This is a genomic window from Streptomyces sp. NPDC005281, assembly GCF_040607495.1.
Lineage (GTDB): Bacteria > Actinomycetota > Actinomycetes > Streptomycetales > Streptomycetaceae > Streptomyces.
The window spans coordinates 245,046-261,529 of the sequence record NZ_JBEXGX010000003.1; the positions used below are offsets into that span (position 1 = coordinate 245,046).

General features: G+C 70.4%; 11 protein-coding genes. 6 read left to right on the forward strand and 5 right to left on the reverse strand.

What is annotated here, in order from left to right; all coding sequences use genetic code 11:
- Nucleotides 1-90: 90 nt before the first annotated feature.
- Entirely contained in the window at nt 91-1,203 is a 1,113-nt protein-coding gene (locus ABZV42_RS06275) for a LacI family DNA-binding transcriptional regulator (RefSeq protein WP_355983548.1), read from the reverse strand.
- A gap of 475 nt (nt 1,204-1,678) precedes the next feature.
- Here ABZV42_RS06275 and hisC point away from each other — a divergent pair, with 475 nt between their 5' ends.
- The 6 genes from hisC to ABZV42_RS06305 all read left to right on the forward strand — a co-directional run bounded on the left by hisC (nt 1,679) and on the right by ABZV42_RS06305 (nt 12,489).
- Nucleotides 1,679-2,755, forward strand: coding sequence for a histidinol-phosphate transaminase (gene hisC, locus ABZV42_RS06280; RefSeq protein WP_356050997.1), 1,077 nt, complete (start codon nt 1,679-1,681; stop codon nt 2,753-2,755).
- Nucleotides 2,756-3,130: 375 nt separating this feature from the next.
- Nucleotides 3,131-4,639: a cytochrome ubiquinol oxidase subunit I gene (locus ABZV42_RS06285; protein WP_355983546.1), complete on the forward strand. Its 1,509-nt coding sequence runs from the start codon at nt 3,131-3,133 to the stop codon at nt 4,637-4,639.
- A gap of 20 nt (nt 4,640-4,659) precedes the next feature.
- Nucleotides 4,660-5,667: a cytochrome d ubiquinol oxidase subunit II gene (cydB, locus tag ABZV42_RS06290; protein WP_355983545.1), complete on the forward strand. Its 1,008-nt coding sequence runs from the start codon at nt 4,660-4,662 to the stop codon at nt 5,665-5,667.
- A 60-nt stretch (nt 5,668-5,727) separates the two neighbouring features.
- Nucleotides 5,728-9,258 carry a thiol reductant ABC exporter subunit CydD gene (cydD, locus tag ABZV42_RS06295; protein ID WP_356050998.1) on the forward strand — a complete coding sequence of 1,177 codons (3,531 nt, stop codon included), beginning with the start codon at nt 5,728-5,730 and terminating at the stop codon, nt 9,256-9,258.
- A gap of 295 nt (nt 9,259-9,553) precedes the next feature.
- Nucleotides 9,554-11,275 carry a GAF domain-containing protein gene (locus tag ABZV42_RS06300; protein ID WP_356050999.1) on the forward strand — a complete coding sequence of 574 codons (1,722 nt, stop codon included), beginning with the start codon at nt 9,554-9,556 and terminating at the stop codon, nt 11,273-11,275.
- Between the two features lie 170 nt (nt 11,276-11,445).
- Complete coding sequence (locus ABZV42_RS06305; RefSeq protein WP_355983542.1) at nt 11,446-12,489, forward strand: peptidoglycan DD-metalloendopeptidase family protein; 1,044 nt, start codon at nt 11,446-11,448, stop codon at nt 12,487-12,489.
- Nucleotides 12,490-12,635: 146 nt separating this feature from the next.
- On the opposite strand, the gene ABZV42_RS06310 is transcribed toward ABZV42_RS06305, so the two are convergent.
- The 4 genes from ABZV42_RS06310 to ABZV42_RS06325 form a co-directional block, all read right to left on the reverse strand.
- Nucleotides 12,636-13,523, reverse strand: coding sequence for a Cof-type HAD-IIB family hydrolase (locus ABZV42_RS06310; protein WP_355983541.1), 888 nt, complete (start codon nt 13,521-13,523; stop codon nt 12,636-12,638).
- A 102-nt stretch (nt 13,524-13,625) separates the two neighbouring features.
- Nucleotides 13,626-14,528 (reverse strand): LLM class flavin-dependent oxidoreductase, encoded by a 903-nt coding sequence (locus tag ABZV42_RS06315; protein WP_355983540.1) that lies wholly within the window; start codon nt 14,526-14,528, stop codon nt 13,626-13,628.
- Between the two features lie 117 nt (nt 14,529-14,645).
- Nucleotides 14,646-15,194, reverse strand: coding sequence for an RNA 2'-phosphotransferase (locus tag ABZV42_RS06320; RefSeq protein WP_356051000.1), 549 nt, complete (start codon nt 15,192-15,194; stop codon nt 14,646-14,648).
- A 230-nt stretch (nt 15,195-15,424) separates the two neighbouring features.
- Nucleotides 15,425-16,369, reverse strand: a complete 945-nt coding sequence (locus tag ABZV42_RS06325; RefSeq protein ID WP_356051001.1) for a MerR family transcriptional regulator — start codon at nt 16,367-16,369, stop codon at nt 15,425-15,427.
- Nucleotides 16,370-16,484: the final 115 nt, after the last annotated feature.

Here is a 16,484-nt window from a genome sequence, read left to right on the forward strand (position 1 = left end):
CCAGGGGTGGTGAATCGGAACAGGAGCCCAGTTCACCGCGGTTTTCGCCCGAATTGGGCGGGGCTCGCCCCGCCCTTGTCGTATCGGGTGTCAACCCTGCTCGGGTGATCGGGGCGGACTGACGGTCGTCCGGGGCGACCGGCGCTGCGACGAGGTCCGCACGATCAGCTCCGTAGGTATCACCTGCTCGACCGGTTGGTCCGATTCGACCCCTTCGATCGCGTCGATCAGCAGCTGGACGACAGCCGTGCCGATTCTGCGCGGTTTGAGGGAGAGGGTCGTGACGGGCGGCTCGGTGCTGGCGTAGACGGTCGACTCGCTGCAGCAGACGAGCAGCAGGTCGTCGGGTACGCGCAGTCCGTAGCGGCGGGCGGCGGCCAGCAGGTCGGTGCCGTTCGGGTCGAAGAGGCCGTAGACGGCGTCCGGGCGGTCGGGCCGGGCGAGGAGCCGGTCGGCGGCCACGGCTCCCGCGCACGGATCGTGCGCCGGGTAGGCCTCGTACACCGGATCCTGGCCCACGCGCTCGCACCAGCGCAGGTATGCGGTGGTGGAGAGGCGGGTGTACGTGTCCGTGGTGGTGCCGGTGAGAAGGCCGATGCGGCGGGCACCCGCGTCCGCCAGATGGTCCAGGATGCCGAGGACCGCGGCCTCGTGGTCGTTGTCCACCCAGGCGGTGACCGGGAGCGATCCCACGGGCCGGCCGTCGGAGACGACGGGCAGCCCCTGGCGGACCAGCTCGCTGACGACCGGATCCTGGTCGGAGGGGTCGATGACCACGGTTCCGTCCAGGGCCACGTTCGACCACACGTCGTGGCGGGAGGTCGCGGGGAGGATGACCAGGGCGTATCCCCGGGCGAGGGCGGCCGAGGTGGCGGCTCTGGCCATCTCGGCGAAGTACGCGAACTCGGTGAAGGTGAAAGGTTCATCCCCGTACGTGGTGACGGTCAGGCCGATCAGGCCGGACTTGCCGGTACGGAGGGTTCGGGCCGCGGCCGAGGGGCGATAGCCCAGTCGGTCGGCGACTTCGCGGACATGGCGTCGGGTGGCGTCCGGAAGCCGTCCCTTGCCGTTGAGGGCGTCGGAGACGGTTGTGATGGAGACCCCTGCTGCCGCGGCCACGTCTCTGATGCCCGCTCGGCCCGGTCGACCGCCTCGGCGGGAGGTCTCCGCCCGGCTCACCTGGTGCTTCCCTGCTGCTGTCATGGCGAGCCGATAGTAGGGCTCATACGGTGGGGTAGTGCGGACGCATATGCACGCGTTGACAGGCACGTTTCTGCATGATCGACAGACACTAACTTCCTTTGAAGCGAAGGCAGTTGAGCGATCGCATCCCAGTACGTGACCTGTCGGTGCGTGCGAGCCTGCCAAGCGGGCCATGTTTCGAAGAGGTCTCAACTCACCTGTACGAGCGATGCGCGCCACGGCGTGAGCCACCGGCGCATGGGATGGCCGCCGACGCGCCCCCTTTTCGTACGACTTCGTACGAGGGCGGCCGCCGGGTCGTGCGACGCGACGGCCGGGACCCGGTGTCTCCGGCGCCCGCGGATGATCACCCCGCCGGACACGTGGTGGTGTCAGGTTGTCCACAGGCCATTCGCAGCGGCGCGGAATCCTCATAAGGTGAGAAGTATTGGTAGCCGGTGGTCATGAGCCGCTGGTGGTCACGAGGAGGACTGCGGTGAGCGACACGAACCCCAAGCTGCGTGCCGAGCTGGCGGGTATCCCCACCTACAAGCCGGGCAGGCCCGCCGCCGCGGGCGCCGTGGCATACAAGCTGTCCTCCAACGAGAACCCGTATCCGCCGCTGCCCGGGGTGGTCGAGAGCCTGGCCGCGGCGACCGGTTCGTTCAACCGCTACCCGGACATGGCGTGCACCGGGCTGATGAACGAGCTGGCGGATCGTTTCGGTGTCCCCGTCTCCCACCTGGCGACCGGCACCGGCTCGGTCGGCGTCGCGCAGCAGCTGCTCCAGGCCACGAGCGGCCCCGGTGACGAGGTCATCTACGCCTGGCGGTCCTTCGAGGCGTATCCGATCATCACGCAGGTCAGCGGGGCGACCTCGGTGCAGGTGCCGCTGACCCCGGGCGAGGTGCACGACCTGGACGCGATGGCCGACGCCATCACCGACCGGACCCGGCTGATTTTCCTCTGCAACCCGAACAACCCGACCGGCACCGTGGTCCGCCGGGCCGAGCTGGAGCGGTTCCTGGACCGGGTGCCGAGCGACGTCCTGGTCGTCCTGGACGAGGCGTACCGCGAGTTCATCCGTGACGCCGAGGTGCCGGACGGTGTGGAGATCTACCGGAACCGGCCCAACGTGTGTGTGCTGCGGACCTTCTCCAAGGCGTACGGGCTGGCCGGTCTGCGGGTGGGCTTCGCGATCGCTCACGAGCCGGTGGCGGCCGCGCTGCGCAAGACGGCGGTGCCGTTCGGGGTGAGCCAGCTGGCCCAGGACGCGGCCGTGGCGAGCCTGCGCGCCGAGGACGAACTGCTCGGCCGGGTCGGCTCCCTGGTCTGTGAGCGCACCCGGGTGGTCGACTCCCTGCGCGGTCAGGGCTGGACGGTGCCCGAGACCCAGGCCAACTTCGTGTGGCTGCGGCTGGGGGAGCGCACCCTCGACTTCGCCGCGCACTGCGAGCAGGCCGGTGTCGTCGTGCGCCCCTTCGCCGGCGAGGGCGTCCGCGTCACCATCGGTGAGACCGAGGCGAACGACATCTTCCTCAAGGCGACCGAGAGCTTCCACAAGGGGCTGTAGCCGCCCGGTGGACCACCCTTGCCCATAGGGACGACTGGCTCGTCCGCCGTAGCCCGCGAAGGATCCGCCTGTGAGGCGGAGGAGGGGCCTGTACGCGTTGATCGTGTACAGGCCCCTCGGCGTGCGCGGTGCCGGTCGTACGGTGCCGTGCGAGTCGGGCGGGGACGGCCCCGGGATGGGCCGCCCGGTCCCTCCCGGCCGGGTCCCTTCGGCCCCGCTTAGGGACCCCCCACCCCTCGTTCGTCGAACGGGCATGCGTCATACTTGCTTGTGAATGTGAACGCGTTCACAAGCGTGTCCTGTTGCTCCCGTGATGTCTCTTGTAAAGCGGGCAAACTGCCGCTGTGACCACGGCGACGTAAGGAGACTGACGACGTGGAATTGGCTTTGGCGCCGGAGACCATGGCGCGATGGCAGTTCGGCATTATCACCGTCTACCACTTCTTCTTCGTCCCCCTGACGATCTCGCTCGCCGCGCTCGTCGCCGGCCTGCAGACCGCCTGGGTGCGTACGGAGAATCAGAAGTACCTCAGGGCCACCAAGTTCTGGGGCAAGCTCTTCCTGATCAACATCGCGATGGGTGTCGTCACCGGCATCGTCCAGGAGTTCCAGTTCGGCATGAACTGGTCCGCCTACTCACGCTTCGTCGGTGACATCTTCGGTGCGCCGCTCGCCTTCGAGGCCCTGCTCGCCTTCTTCTTCGAGTCCACCTTCATCGGGCTGTGGATCTTCGGCTGGGATCGGCTCCCGAAGAAGCTCCACCTCGCCTGCATCTGGATGGTCTCCATCGGCACCATCCTGTCGGCGTACTTCATCCTCGCGGCCAACTCGTGGATGCAGCACCCCGTCGGCTACCGGATCAACAAGGCGAGAGGGCGCGCGGAACTCACCGACTTCTGGCACGTGCTGACCCAGAACACCGCGCTCGCCCAGGTGTTCCACACCCTCACGGCGGCCTTCCTGACCGGCGGCGCCTTCATGGTGGGGATCGCCGCGATCCACCTGGCGCGCAAGCGGCACGTCGCCGTCATGAAGACCTCGCTGCGGCTCGGCCTCGTCACCGTCGTCATCGCCGGTCTGCTCACGGCGATCAGCGGTGACACCCTCGGCAAGATCATGTTCAAGCAGCAGCCGATGAAGATGGCCGCCGCCGAGGCGCTGTGGGACGGCCAGGACTCCGCGCCGTTCTCGATCTTCGCGTACGGAGATGTCAGCAAGGGCCACAACTCCGTCGAGCTGTCGATCCCGGGGATACTGTCGTTCCTCGCCGACGACAACTTCAACTCGTATGTCCCCGGCATCAACGACACGAACAAGGCCGAGCAGGAGAAATACGGTCCCGGCGACTACCGGCCCATCATCCCGGTCACCTTCTGGGCGTTCCGCTGGATGATCGGCTTCGGCATGGCGTCCTTCGTGATCGGCATCATCGGGCTCTGGCTGACCCGCAAGAAGTTCATGCTGCCGGAGCATCTGAGGGTCGGTGAGGACGAGGTGCCGCATCTGGTCCTGTTCAAGAAGAAGGCACTCGGACCGAACCTCACCAAGTGGGGCTGGCGCATCGCCATCTGGACGCTGGCCTTCCCGCTGATCGCCAACTCCTGGGGTTGGATCTTCACCGAGATGGGCCGTCAGCCGTGGGTCGTCTACGGAGTTCTGCAGACCCGCTACGCGGTCTCCCCCACCGTCTCCCAGGGCGAGGTCATCACATCGCTGACCGTCTACTCGCTGATCTACGCGATCCTCGCCGTGGTGGAGGTCAAGCTGCTCGCGAAGTACGTGAAGGCCGGGCCTCCCGAGCTCACCGAGTCCGACCTCAACCCGCCCACCAGGATCGGCGGCGACTCGGGTGACGCCGACAAGCCGATGGCCTTCTCCTACTAGGCTCAGGGAGCTGCTGAGTCATGGAACTTCACGACGTCTGGTTCGTCCTCATCGCGGTCCTCTGGACCGGCTACTTCTTCCTGGAGGGCTTTGACTTCGGGGTCGGCATCCTCACCAAACTGCTGGCCCGCGACCGCATCGAGAAGCGGGTGCTGATCAATACGATCGGCCCTGTCTGGGACGGCAACGAGGTGTGGCTGCTCACGGCCGGCGGCGCGACCTTCGCCGCCTTCCCCGACTGGTACGCCACCCTCTTCTCGGGCTTCTATCTGCCCCTGCTGATCATTCTGGTCTGTCTGATCGTGCGCGGTGTCGCCTTCGAGTACCGGGCGAAGCGGCCCGAGGAGCACTGGCAGCGCAACTGGGAGACGGCGATCTTCTGGACCTCGCTGATCCCCGCGTTCCTGTGGGGGGTGGCCTTCGGCAACATCGTCCGCGGAGTGAAGATCGACCGGAACTTCGAGTACGTGGGCACCTTCTGGGACCTGCTCAATCCGTACGCGATCCTCGGTGGTCTGGTCACCCTCACGCTGTTCACCTTCCACGGAACGGTGTTCGTCGGACTCAAGACGGTGGGCGACATCCGGGAGCGGTCGCGGAAGCTGGCGCTGCTGGTCGGCCTGGCAACCGCCGTGCTGGCGCTGGTCTTCCTCATCTGGACCCAGGTCGACAATGGTGACGGTGCCTCGCTGGTCGCGCTGATCGTGGCCGTGGTCGCCCTCGTCGGGGCGCTGGCGATGGTCAGCGGTGGGCGCGAGGGATGGGCGTTCATCCTCTCGGGGCTCACCATCGTGGCCGCCGTCGCGATGCTCTTCCTGTCGCTCTTCCCGGACGTCATGCCGTCCTCGCTCAACGCGGACTGGAGCCTCACGGTCACCAACGCCTCGTCGAGTCACTACACCCTGACGATCATGACTTGGTGTGCCGTGATCGCCACACCGATCGTTCTGCTCTACCAGAGCTGGACCTACTGGGTGTTCCGCAAGCGCATCGGCACGCACCACATCGCCGTGGACGTGTCGCACTGAATCCGATGTAACGGCATGTTTCACGTGAAACATGCCTGATGGGCCAAAGGTGTGTTTCACGTGAAACCAATCGATCTGCGCCTGCTTCGGTACGCCCGAGCCACCCGCCTCTTTCTTGCGGCGGTCGTGGGGCTGGGCGTCGCCGGAGCGGCTCTGGTCATCGTCCAGGCGATGCTCATCGCCGAAGTGGTGGTCGGGGCCTTCCAGCACGGGTTTTCCGCTACCGAACTACGCAATCCCTTGTTGCTGTTGACGGCCGTGGCGCTCGGCCGTGCCGTGGTGGGCTGGCTCACCGAGCTCGCCGCGCACCGCGCGAGTGCCGCGGTCAAGTCGGAGCTGAGGGGCCGGCTGGTGGAGAAGGCCGCCTCGCTCGGGCCGGGGTGGCTCAGCGGCCAGCGGACGGGTTCCCTGGTCGCTCTCGCGACCCGGGGTGTCGACGCGCTCGACGACTACTTCTCGCGCTATCTGCCGCAGTTGGGACTCGCGCTGGTCGTACCGGTCGCCGTACTGGCCCGGATCGTCACCGAGGACTGGGTGTCGGCGACGATCATCGTCTGCACCCTGCCACTCATCCCCCTGTTCATGGTGCTGATCGGCTGGGCCACGCGCAGCCAGATGGACCGCCAGTGGCGGATGCTGTCCCGGCTGTCCGGACACTTCCTGGACGTGGTCGCGGGACTGCCCACGCTCAAGGTGTTCGGCCGGGCCAAGGCGCAGGCCGAGTCCATCCGGAAGATCACCGGCGAGTACCGGCAGGCGACCATGCGGACGCTCCGGATCGCCTTCCTGTCCTCCTTCGCACTGGAACTGCTCGCCACCATCTCGGTCGCCCTGGTCGCGGTGACCATCGGAATGCGGCTCGTCCGTGGCGAGATGGACCTGTACACGGGGCTCGTCGTCCTCGTGCTGGCGCCCGAGGCCTATCTGCCGCTGCGGCAGGTGGGCGCCCAGTACCACGCCGCCGCCGAGGGGCTCGCGGCCGCCGAGGCGATCTTCGCGGTTCTGGAGACCCCTGACCCGAGGTCCGGCTCACTGCGCATGCCCGTGGGGGAGATCGCCTTCGAGGGCGTGACCGTGCGCTATCCGGGGCGTTCCACGGACGCGGTCTCAGGCGTCTCCTTCACGGTCGAGCCCGGTGAGACGATCGCCCTCGTCGGACCCAGCGGGGTGGGCAAGTCGACGCTGCTGAGCGTCCTGCTCGGGTTCGTCGAGCCCACCGCCGGCCACGTCCGGGCCGGGGGAGCCGATCTCGCCGAGGCCGACCTCGCCCAGTGGCGTTCGCGGATCGCCTGGGTACCGCAACGACCGCACCTGTACGCCGGATCCATCGCGGAGAACGTACGGCTGGCGCGACCCGACGCCGACGACACCGCGCTGCGCAGAGCTCTCGTCGACGCTGGGGCGGCAGAGTTCGTCGACGCACTGCCCGCCGGGGCAGACACGCTCCTCGGCGAGGACGGTGCCGGACTGTCGGCCGGCCAGCGCCAACGCCTGGCACTCGCACGGGCGTTCCTCGCGGACAGGCCCGTGCTGCTGCTCGACGAGCCGATGGCCTCGCTCGACGGTGCGACCGAGGCCGAGGTCGTCGCGGCGGTCCGGCGGCTGGCCGTGGGACGGACCGTCCTGCTGGTCGTGCACCGGCCGGCCCTGCTGGACGTCGCGGACCGGGTGGTCCGCCTGGAAAATACTGTCGTCGGCGCGCCACGGCCGACACCCGAGGCCCGCGTTACCGGCTCCGCGGAGCCGTCACTCAACCAGCCTTTCCGGGGAGCCGAGCCGCAGGGAACGCCCCCGGCGGCGGACGCCGAAGCGCTCGCCGCGATGTCCCGGGGCCGGACCGGCGTGCTCGCCCGGGTCCGGTCGATGGCGGCTCCCCGACGTCGGCCGCTGGCGCTCGCCCTGCTCCTCGGCGGCCTCGCGCTCGGGAGCGCCGTCGGCCTCATGGCGACCTCCGGATGGCTCATCTCCCGTGCCTCCCAGCAACCGCCGGTCTTCTATCTGATGGTGGCCGTGACGGCCACCCGGACGTTCGGCATCGGAAGGGCGGTGTTCCGGTACGCGGAGCGGCTCGTGTCGCACGACGCCGTGCTGCGGATGCTGGCCGACACCCGAGTCGCCGTCTACCGGCGCCTGGAACGGCTCGCGCCCGCCGGGCTGCGGACGACCCGGCGCGGTGACCTGCTGTCGCGGCTCGTCGCCGACGTGGACACCCTTCAGGACTACTGGCTGCGCTGGCTGCTGCCGGCCGGAGCCGCGGTCCTGGTCTCCGCCGCCTCCGTCGGGTTCACCGCCTGGCTGCTGCCCGAGGCCGGCGCCGTCCTCGCCGCCGGTCTGCTGGCCGCCGGTGCCGGAGTCCCCCTGGTGACCGGCGCCGTGGCCCGGCGCGCCGAGCGGCGACTGGCTCCCGCGCGCGGCGCGCTGGCGACCCAGGTGACCGACCTGCTCACCGGGACCGCCGAACTGACCGTCGCGGGCGCCCTGCCCGCCCGTACGGCCGAAGCACGGCAGGCCGACGGCGTCCTCACGGGCATCGCCTCCCGAGCCGCCACCGCGACCGCCCTCGGTGACGGACTCACGGCACTCGTCTGCGGGCTAACCGTCGCGGCCACCGCTCTCGTGGGCGCCCAGGCGGTCGCCGAGGGGCGGTTGCACGGCGTGCTCATGGCCGTCGTGGTCCTCACCCCGCTCGCGGCCTTCGAGGCCGTCATGGGACTGCCGCTCGCCGTGCAGTACCGGCAGCGGGTGCGCAAGTGCGCCGAGCGCGTGTACGAGGTGCTGGACGCCGCCGATCCCGTACACGAGCCCGGACAGCCGCTCCCGGCGCCCACGTCACCGTTCCCGCTCCGCGTGTCCGGACTCCGGGCCCGTCACGACGGGCAGGACCGTGACGCGCTGGCCGGAATCGAGCTGACCCTCGAAGAGGGCCGCAGGACCGCCGTGGTCGGCATGTCCGGAGCCGGCAAGACCACGCTCGCGCAGGTGCTGCTGCGGTTCCTGGACCCGCAGGCGGGGACGTACACGCTGGGAGGGACGGACGCGTACGGGCTGGACGGGGACGCGGTGCGCCGGCTGGTCGGGCTGTGCGCACAGGACGCGCACCTCTTCGACAGCACCGTGCGCGAGAATCTGCTGCTCGCCCGCAAGGACGCGACCGAGGCCGCTGTGCGTGACGCGCTCGGGCGGGCCCGGCTCCTCGACTGGGTCGACGGGCTGCCCGACGGGCTCGACACCCTGATCGGAGAACACGGGGCCAGGCTGTCCGGCGGTCAGCGTCAGCGGCTCGCGCTGGCACGCGCGCTGCTCGCCGACTTCCCGGTCCTCGTTCTCGACGAACCGGCTGAGCACCTCGATCTGCCGACGGCCGACGCGCTCACCGCGGACCTGCTGGCCGCGACCGAGGGCCGCACGACGCTGCTGATCACGCACAGGCTGGCCGGGCTCGACGCGGTGGACGAGGTGATCGTGCTCGCGCGGGGACGGGTGGTCCAGCGCGGGGCGTTCGCGGAGCTGGCGGCGGTCGAGGGGCCTCTGCGGGAGATGGCGGAACGGGAGAACGCGGCGGATCTGCTGGTGCGCGCGGGGGCCCGCTGAGCGCCGCACGGGCGGATCGTGGGCGATGCGCGCCCCTGTGGTTGGGCTGATGCGGTCGAGAGTGTGGCGCCTGTTGTGGTTGGGCTGATGCGGTCGCGAGTGTGGCGCCCCCTGTGATCGGGCGGAGGCGATCCAGGGCGTGGCGCCCGCTGTCATCAGGTGTGGATGGTCCGGGGCGCGGCGCCCCCTGCGGGCGGGTGTGGGCGGTTCGCGGATGTGTCGGCGGTGTCGCGTTCCCGGTCTTCCGTGAACCGGCCGACTTTCCGTCGCGAAGGGCCCTCACTAGGCTCGAAGGATGTCAGCGGCGAGGGGCTCTCCCGTCCCGGGCGACGACGACACGGGCGTGGCCTCCCTCGCGGCCCGTGCTCGGGCAGGGCTGTCCGGCGATTCCGCCGCACGGGTTCCGCGACTGCTGGAAGCCGTGCGGTCGGTCGGATCAGGGCTCGAGCTGCACTCCAAGCTGGACCGGATCTGCGAGACCGCGGCCGAACTCACAGACGCTCGATACGCGGCCATCGGAGTCGTGGACGAGAGCGGGGAGGGGCTCGCCGACTTCGTCCAGTACGGCGTCGACGAGGAGACCGCCCGCAGGATCGGGCGAAGGCCGGACGGCCGTCAAGGGCTGCTGGGCGCGCTCATCCGCGACCCCGACCCGGTGCGCCTCGCGAACCTGACCGAGGACCCGCGCTCCTGCGGGTTCCCGGCCGGCCATCCGCCGATGCGCAGCTTCCTCGGGGTACCGATCCGGGTGCGGGGGGAGATCTTCGGGAACCTGTATCTCGCGGAGAAGCGAGGCGGCGCCGGCTTCGACGACGACGATCTCGACATGCTCCAGGTGCTCGCCACGGAGGCCGGCATCGCCATCGGCAACGCCCGTCTGTACGAGGAGGCGAAGCTGCGTGAGCGCTGGATCGACGGCTCGGTGGCCGTCACGACCGCGCTGCTGGCGGGCGGCGACGCCGAGGACGTGTTGCAGACCGTCGCCGAGCAGGCCCGCCGGCTCTCCGGTTCCGCGGCCGGGATCGTGCTGCTGCCGACGGAGGAGGCCGGCCTGGAGGTCGTCGCGGTGGCGTCGGACCGCCCGACGAAACTGCTCGGCGTGGTCGTCCCTCCGGAGAGCGAGCTCGTCGCCGCACTCCTCGACGGCAACCCGGTGTTCTTGGCGGACGCGTCCGCCGACCCGCGCATGCGCACGGATCTCACCCACGCCTACGGACCCGTGATGATGCTCCCCCTGGAGAGCGACGGCCGGGTCCTCGGCGCCCTGCTCACCCCGCGGTCCCGCGACGGACGACAGTTCACCGGGACCGAGCGGACCGTCGCCGCGCAGTTCGCCTCGCAGGCGGCCCTGGCGCTGATGATGGCCGAGACCCAGCGCGACCGGGAACGCCTCGCGGTGTACGAGGACCGCGACCGGATCGCCCGCGACCTGCACGACCTGGTCATCCAGCGGTTGTTCGCCACCGGAATGATGCTGGAGGGCGCGCAGCGCAGGTCGAACGTGCCCGAGGTGCGGCGGGGCGTCGGCAAGGCGGTCGACGAACTCGACGTCACCATCCAGGAGATCCGCACCGCGATCTTCGCGCTCCGGCAGGGCCCCGCCGAGACGCCGTCCGGGCTGCGCACCCGTGTCCTGCGCGAGATCAACATGGCCGCCGTGCCCCTCGGTTTTCACCCAGGGCACCGCTTCACCGGCTCCGTCGACACGGCGGTCGGCGAACTCACGGGCAAGAACCTCATCGCCGCGCTGCGCGAAGCCCTCTCCAACGCCTTCCGGCACGCGGGGGCCTCCCGGATCGAGGTCTCCGTCGACGCGGACGTCCTTCTGCCGGACGGGCGTCCGGGCGTGCGTCTCGCCGTCGCGGACGACGGCGTCGGCATCCCCGACGGGGGCAGGCGCAGCGGCCTGAAGAACCTCAAGCGGCGTGCCGAGTCGCTGGGCGGCGCGAGTTGGCACGGGCCGGGCATCGGCGCGGACGGCGGCGGCACGACGGTGGTGTGGCAGGTCCCCTACTGAACCCCCTTGTACGGGAGACCTGTTCGCGAGAGGGGCGGGCGCCCCGTGCGCGGGCGGCCCCGCCGGGACGGGACCGTTCGGTGGCGGCGCTGCGCCATTCGTGACGTCCTGTCCCCCAGGTGTACGCCTTGAACAGGCCGGGCCGGACTGCCCGGGCCACGATCGCTGTCATGCGCTCATCTCGCCGCCATCCCCTCCTCGTCCCGGCCCTGTTGTCCGCGCTCGTGGTCCTCGCGGCCCGGCCCGCGGCGGCCGACGGCGACGGCGCCGAACTCGACATCAGCGCCCAGGTGGCGCGGCTGTACGAGGACGCCTCCGTGGCGACGGGACAGTACGAGGCAGGGCGGCAGGACGCCGAGGCGCAGCGCGGCCGGGCGGAGCGGGCCGAACGCCTCCTCGTGCAGGAGCGGCAGGAGATCGCGGTGCTGCACGAGGACCTGGGCCGTATCGTGCGCGCCCAGTACCGGCAGGGCGGCGGGCTGCCGTACACGGCGCAGATCCTGTTCGCGAAGGACCCCGACGGCCTGATGCGCGGTCAGCATGCCGTGCGGCGGGCCGATCTGGCCGTCGCCGGCGCCGTCACGAGGAGCAGGCGCGCCGAGAGCAGGCTCGCCACGGACGAGGCGAAGGCCCGCTCCGAGTGGCAGGTGCTGGAGAAACGGACCGCGGAGCTCGCCGCGATCAAGAGGACCATCGAGGCGAAGCTCGACGAGGCGCGGTCGTCGTTGCAGAGCCGGGCCGACGCCTCCGTGGCGGCCGGCGCGTGCCGCGGGGCGGTCCGTCTCGACCAGCCGCCGGTGGAACTCACGCGCGCGTGGGTCGCTCCGGTGGAGACGTACGAACTCTCGGCGGGTTTCGGCAGCGGGGGTGAGCACTGGGCGCACCGGCACACCGGGCAGGACTTCGCGGTGCCCATCGGCACCCCGGTGCGGGCGGCGGGAGCTGGCCGGGTGGTGAGCGTGTCCTGCGGCGGTGCCTTCGGCATCGAGGTCGTGATCGAGCACCCCGACGGCTACTACACGCAGTACGCGCATCTCGCGGCCGTCGCCGTCGACCAGGGGCAGCGGGTCTCGACCGGGGAGTGGATCGGGCAGTCGGGCACGAGCGGCAACTCGACCGGCCCGCATCTGCACTTCGAGGTGCGGGTGACCCCGGAGATGGGATCGGCGATCGACCCGGTGCCGTGGCTGGCGGAGCACGGGGTCGTCGTCTAGGCCCTCTGGCGGATGTGACCGGAGGGCCCCGTGGCCGTGCCGTCGGACTGGCCCGTGGCCGTCACGTCGGACGAGCCTGCGGCCGTGTTGCCGGTGGGGCCCGGAGGTGCCGCGCCGGAGGGCCCCGCGGCCCCGCTGTCGGAGGGCTACGAGCGGTCCGCCAGGATCTGCTCGATCACCACCGCCACCCCGTCCTCGTTGTTCGCGACCGTGCGTCCGGAGGCGGCGGCGATCACGTCGGGGTGGGCGTTGCCCATCGCGTACGACCGGCCGGCCCAGGTGAGCATCTCGACGTCGTTCGGCATGTCACCGAAGGCGACGACCTCCTCGGGCGAGATGCCGCGCTCCGCACAGCACAGCGCGAGGGTGCTGGCCTTGGAGATGCCGGGGCCGCTGATCTCCAGCAGGGCGCTGGGGCTCGACCGGGTCACGTTGGCCCGGTCGCCGATGGCCGGGCGCGCGACGGCGAGGAACGCGTCCGGGTCCATCTCGGGGTGGTAGGCGAGCACCTTCAGCACCGGCTGATCGGCGTCCAGCGCGTCCTTGGCGAGGAGCTTCTCGGCGGGCAGGACGATCTCCGGGGGCTCCATGTGCATGAGGGGATAACCCGGTTCGAGATGGAGGCCGTACGTCCGCTCGACGGCGCACACCGTGCCGGGCGCGGCGGAACGCAGGATCCGGATGACGTCCAGGGCGATGTCGGGGGTCAGTTCACGGATCTTGACGAAGCGGTGGGCGCCGGGGCCGCCGTGCAGGTCGACCACGGCGGCACCGTTGCCGCAGATGGCGAGGCCGTGCCCGTGGACATGGTCGCTGACGACGTCCATCCAGCGGGCCGGGCGGCCGGTGACGAAGAAGACCTCGATACCGGCCTGTTCGGCGGCGGCGAGGGCGGCGATCGTGCGGTCGGACACCGATTTGTCGTCGCGCAACAAGGTGCCGTCGAGGTCCGTGGCGATCAGCCGGGGCGGGACGGTGGAGGCCGGAGTCTCGGGCCGGCGAGTCGCTGAGGTCACGGGCTCATTCTCCCGCATATATGCGCACGGCCGTGCGGCGGTGCGCACACTTGAGTGGTTACCGCCTCATCTGGCCCGTGCCGTCCCGACCGGTCGGACCCCGGGACACGGCCGCACGGTTCAGCGCAGCTGGGCCACCGCTTCCATGGCGATCCGCTCGAAGACCTTCGCGTCGGCGGCGAACTCCGAGTCGGGGATGGGCCAGTGGATCACGATGTCGGTGAAGCCCAGTTCGGCATGCCGGCCCGCGAAGTCGACGAACGCGTCGAGGGACTCCAGAGGGCGGCCTCGGTCGGGGGTGAAGCCGGTGAGCAGGATCTTGTCGATCTCCGCCACGTCCCTGCCGATCTCGGCACACGCGTCCGCGAGCTTGGAGACCTGTCCGTGAATGGCTTGAACCGACTGCTCGGAGGTGCCCGTCTCGTACAGCTTCGGGTCGCCCGTCGTCACCCAGGCCTGCCCGTGACGGGCGGCGAGCTTCAGTCCGCGCGGGCCTGTGGCGGCCACGGCGAACGGCAGCCGGGGGCGCTGGACACAGCCCGGGATGTTGCGTGCCTCGTGCGCCGAGTAGAAATTGCCGCCGTAGGAGACGGATTCCTCGGTGAGGAGCCGGTCGAGCAGCGGGACGAACTCGCCGAAGCGGTCGGCGCGCTCACGCGGGGTCCACGGATCCTGTCCGAGGGCGGTGGCGTCGAAACCGGTGCCGCCGGCTCCGATGCCCAGCGTGACCCGGCCGTTCGAGATGTCGTCGAGGGAGATCAGATCCTTGGCGAGGGTCACCGGGTGCCGGAAGTTCGGCGAGGTCACGAGCGTGCCGAGGCGCAGCCGGTCGGTGACGGCCGCCGCCGCGGTCAGTGTCGGCACGGCCCCGAACCACGGGCCGTCCCGGAAGGTCCGCCAGGAGAGATGGTCGTAGGTGAACGCGGTGTGGAAGCCGAGCTGCTCCGCGCGCTGCCATGCGGAACGCCCGCCCTCGTGCCAGCGGACGTAGGGCAGGATCACGGTGCTCAGACGCAGACTCATGCCTCGAGCGTAGACGGAGCCGGGACGTGGACGCCTCAGGGCGGTCCGCCCGCCGGCCCGCACCCGGGATCAGGACGTGCCCGGTGCCCGGGGCCCGAGAGAGCGCGGCGAGCCGGATCAGTGCGGGCCGGGGAACCGCAGATAGCCCGGGGGTACGGCCTGTGCCAGCCAGACACCGTTGGTGCTGACCCGGAAGACATGGCCGTCGCGGTGCATGGCGGCGGCGTCCACCCCGAGGACGACCGGGCGGCCGCGGCGGGCGCCGACGCGGGTGGCCGTCTCCCGGTCCGCCGAGAGGTGCACGTCGTGCCGGTTCATGGGTCTGAGACCCTCGGCGCGGATCTGGTCCAGGCTGCGGGCCACGGTCCCGTGGTAGAGGTACGCCGGTGGGGTCACCGGGGGCAGTCCGAGGTCGACCTCGACGGAGTGGCCCTGGCTCGCCCGGATCCGGGTCCCCTCGACGGCGAAGCGCTGCTTGTCGTTGGCGGCCACCACATGATCGAGCTCGGCACGGGTGAACCGGAAGCCGTGCGCGGTCGCCGCGGAGATCAGCACGTCGATCTCGACCCAGCCGCCCTCGCCGAGGGTGAGCCCGATCCGTTCGGGCTGGTGCCGCAGATGTTTCGAGAGGTACTTCGACACCTTCACGGTGCGTTTTTCATCCATCGGTTCATCGGCCTGTCTTTCCGTCCGATCATCTGTCTGCTCATGCGCCCGGCCCCGCGTTCGGTCACGCGTGCGCTCGGGCGTCTGTTCATTGCCGTGTTCCTTCATCCTCACAGCGTGCCTGGAGAGAGGCGGATCACGCATTTGATTTTGGATAGGAGGTTTGATCCACAACCAAGTCGCGTTATCCACAGGCGAATTGGCGAAGCTGTGGACAACGGGCATGCGGTTCAAGGTGTTTCGTCAACAATGGTGCGATGAGCGGTGTTTGCCGTCAGCCGGTCCAACGTACGTGTCTGTAGCTCCCGTTCGGTCGCAGCCGTCACGAACGCGGCCGCATGTTCAACACCAACAAGCCGCTCCACGGCCCGCATTGTCCCGGCGGCCATCTCCACCGGACGTGCGCCCCCGGGCTCCACCGGGAACGGTCCCGCCGCGAGCTGCCGGCTCAGGTGACGAGTCGCGAAATGGCGCATGGCACGGGCCAGTTCGGCGTCCACCGCCTGCTGCGCGAGAGGTCGCAGCCGCCGTACGAGCGAGGCGGCCTCGGCCGCTTCCGCGTCGCTCGGCGGGCTCTCCCCCAGATAGCGCGCGAAGACGTGCTCGGTGGTGAACTCCAGGAACCGGGAGGCGATGTGCTCGACCTGACCCCTCAACTCCCGCAAATGGCAGGCGATCGCGGACAGCGGAACTCCCGCGTTGTACAACTCGACCGCCGCGGAGAGCTCTTGAGGACTCGGGACGAGGAAGATGTCCTCGTCCCCCGGGACGGGCTCCAGCACGCCCAGCTCCACGGCCTCCGCCACCGCAGCGTCGTCGGGACGGCCGCCGAACCGCTCCGCCAGCTCGCTCCGGGAGATCCGGGCGGCCTCCTCGTCGGTCCACGGTCCGTCGACCTCCGCGACCAGGCCGAGTATCCCGCCGAGTCCCCGGCCCGCGTCCCAGGCCTCCAGGAGCTCCTTGATCGAGGCCAGCGTGTAGCCGCGGTCCAGGAGTTCGGCGATCTGCCGCAGCCGCGCCAGATGGGCGTCCGCGTACACATTGGCACGCCCGCGCCGCTCCGGGCGGGGCAGCAGTCCGCGGTCCTGATAGGCGCGGATCGTCCGGACCGTGGCGCCACTGCGGTGCGCCAGGTCCTCGATGCGGTACGCGACCCCGCCCGCCTCGTCGCTCATCTCTCCCGCCCCTCCCGCCTCCGCCCCGGCCCCCGGGAAGCCGCTGCCCGACCGCCCGACGCTGACCGCCCCCACCCGCGGACCGACTGACCGCCGACCGACTGACCGCCGACTG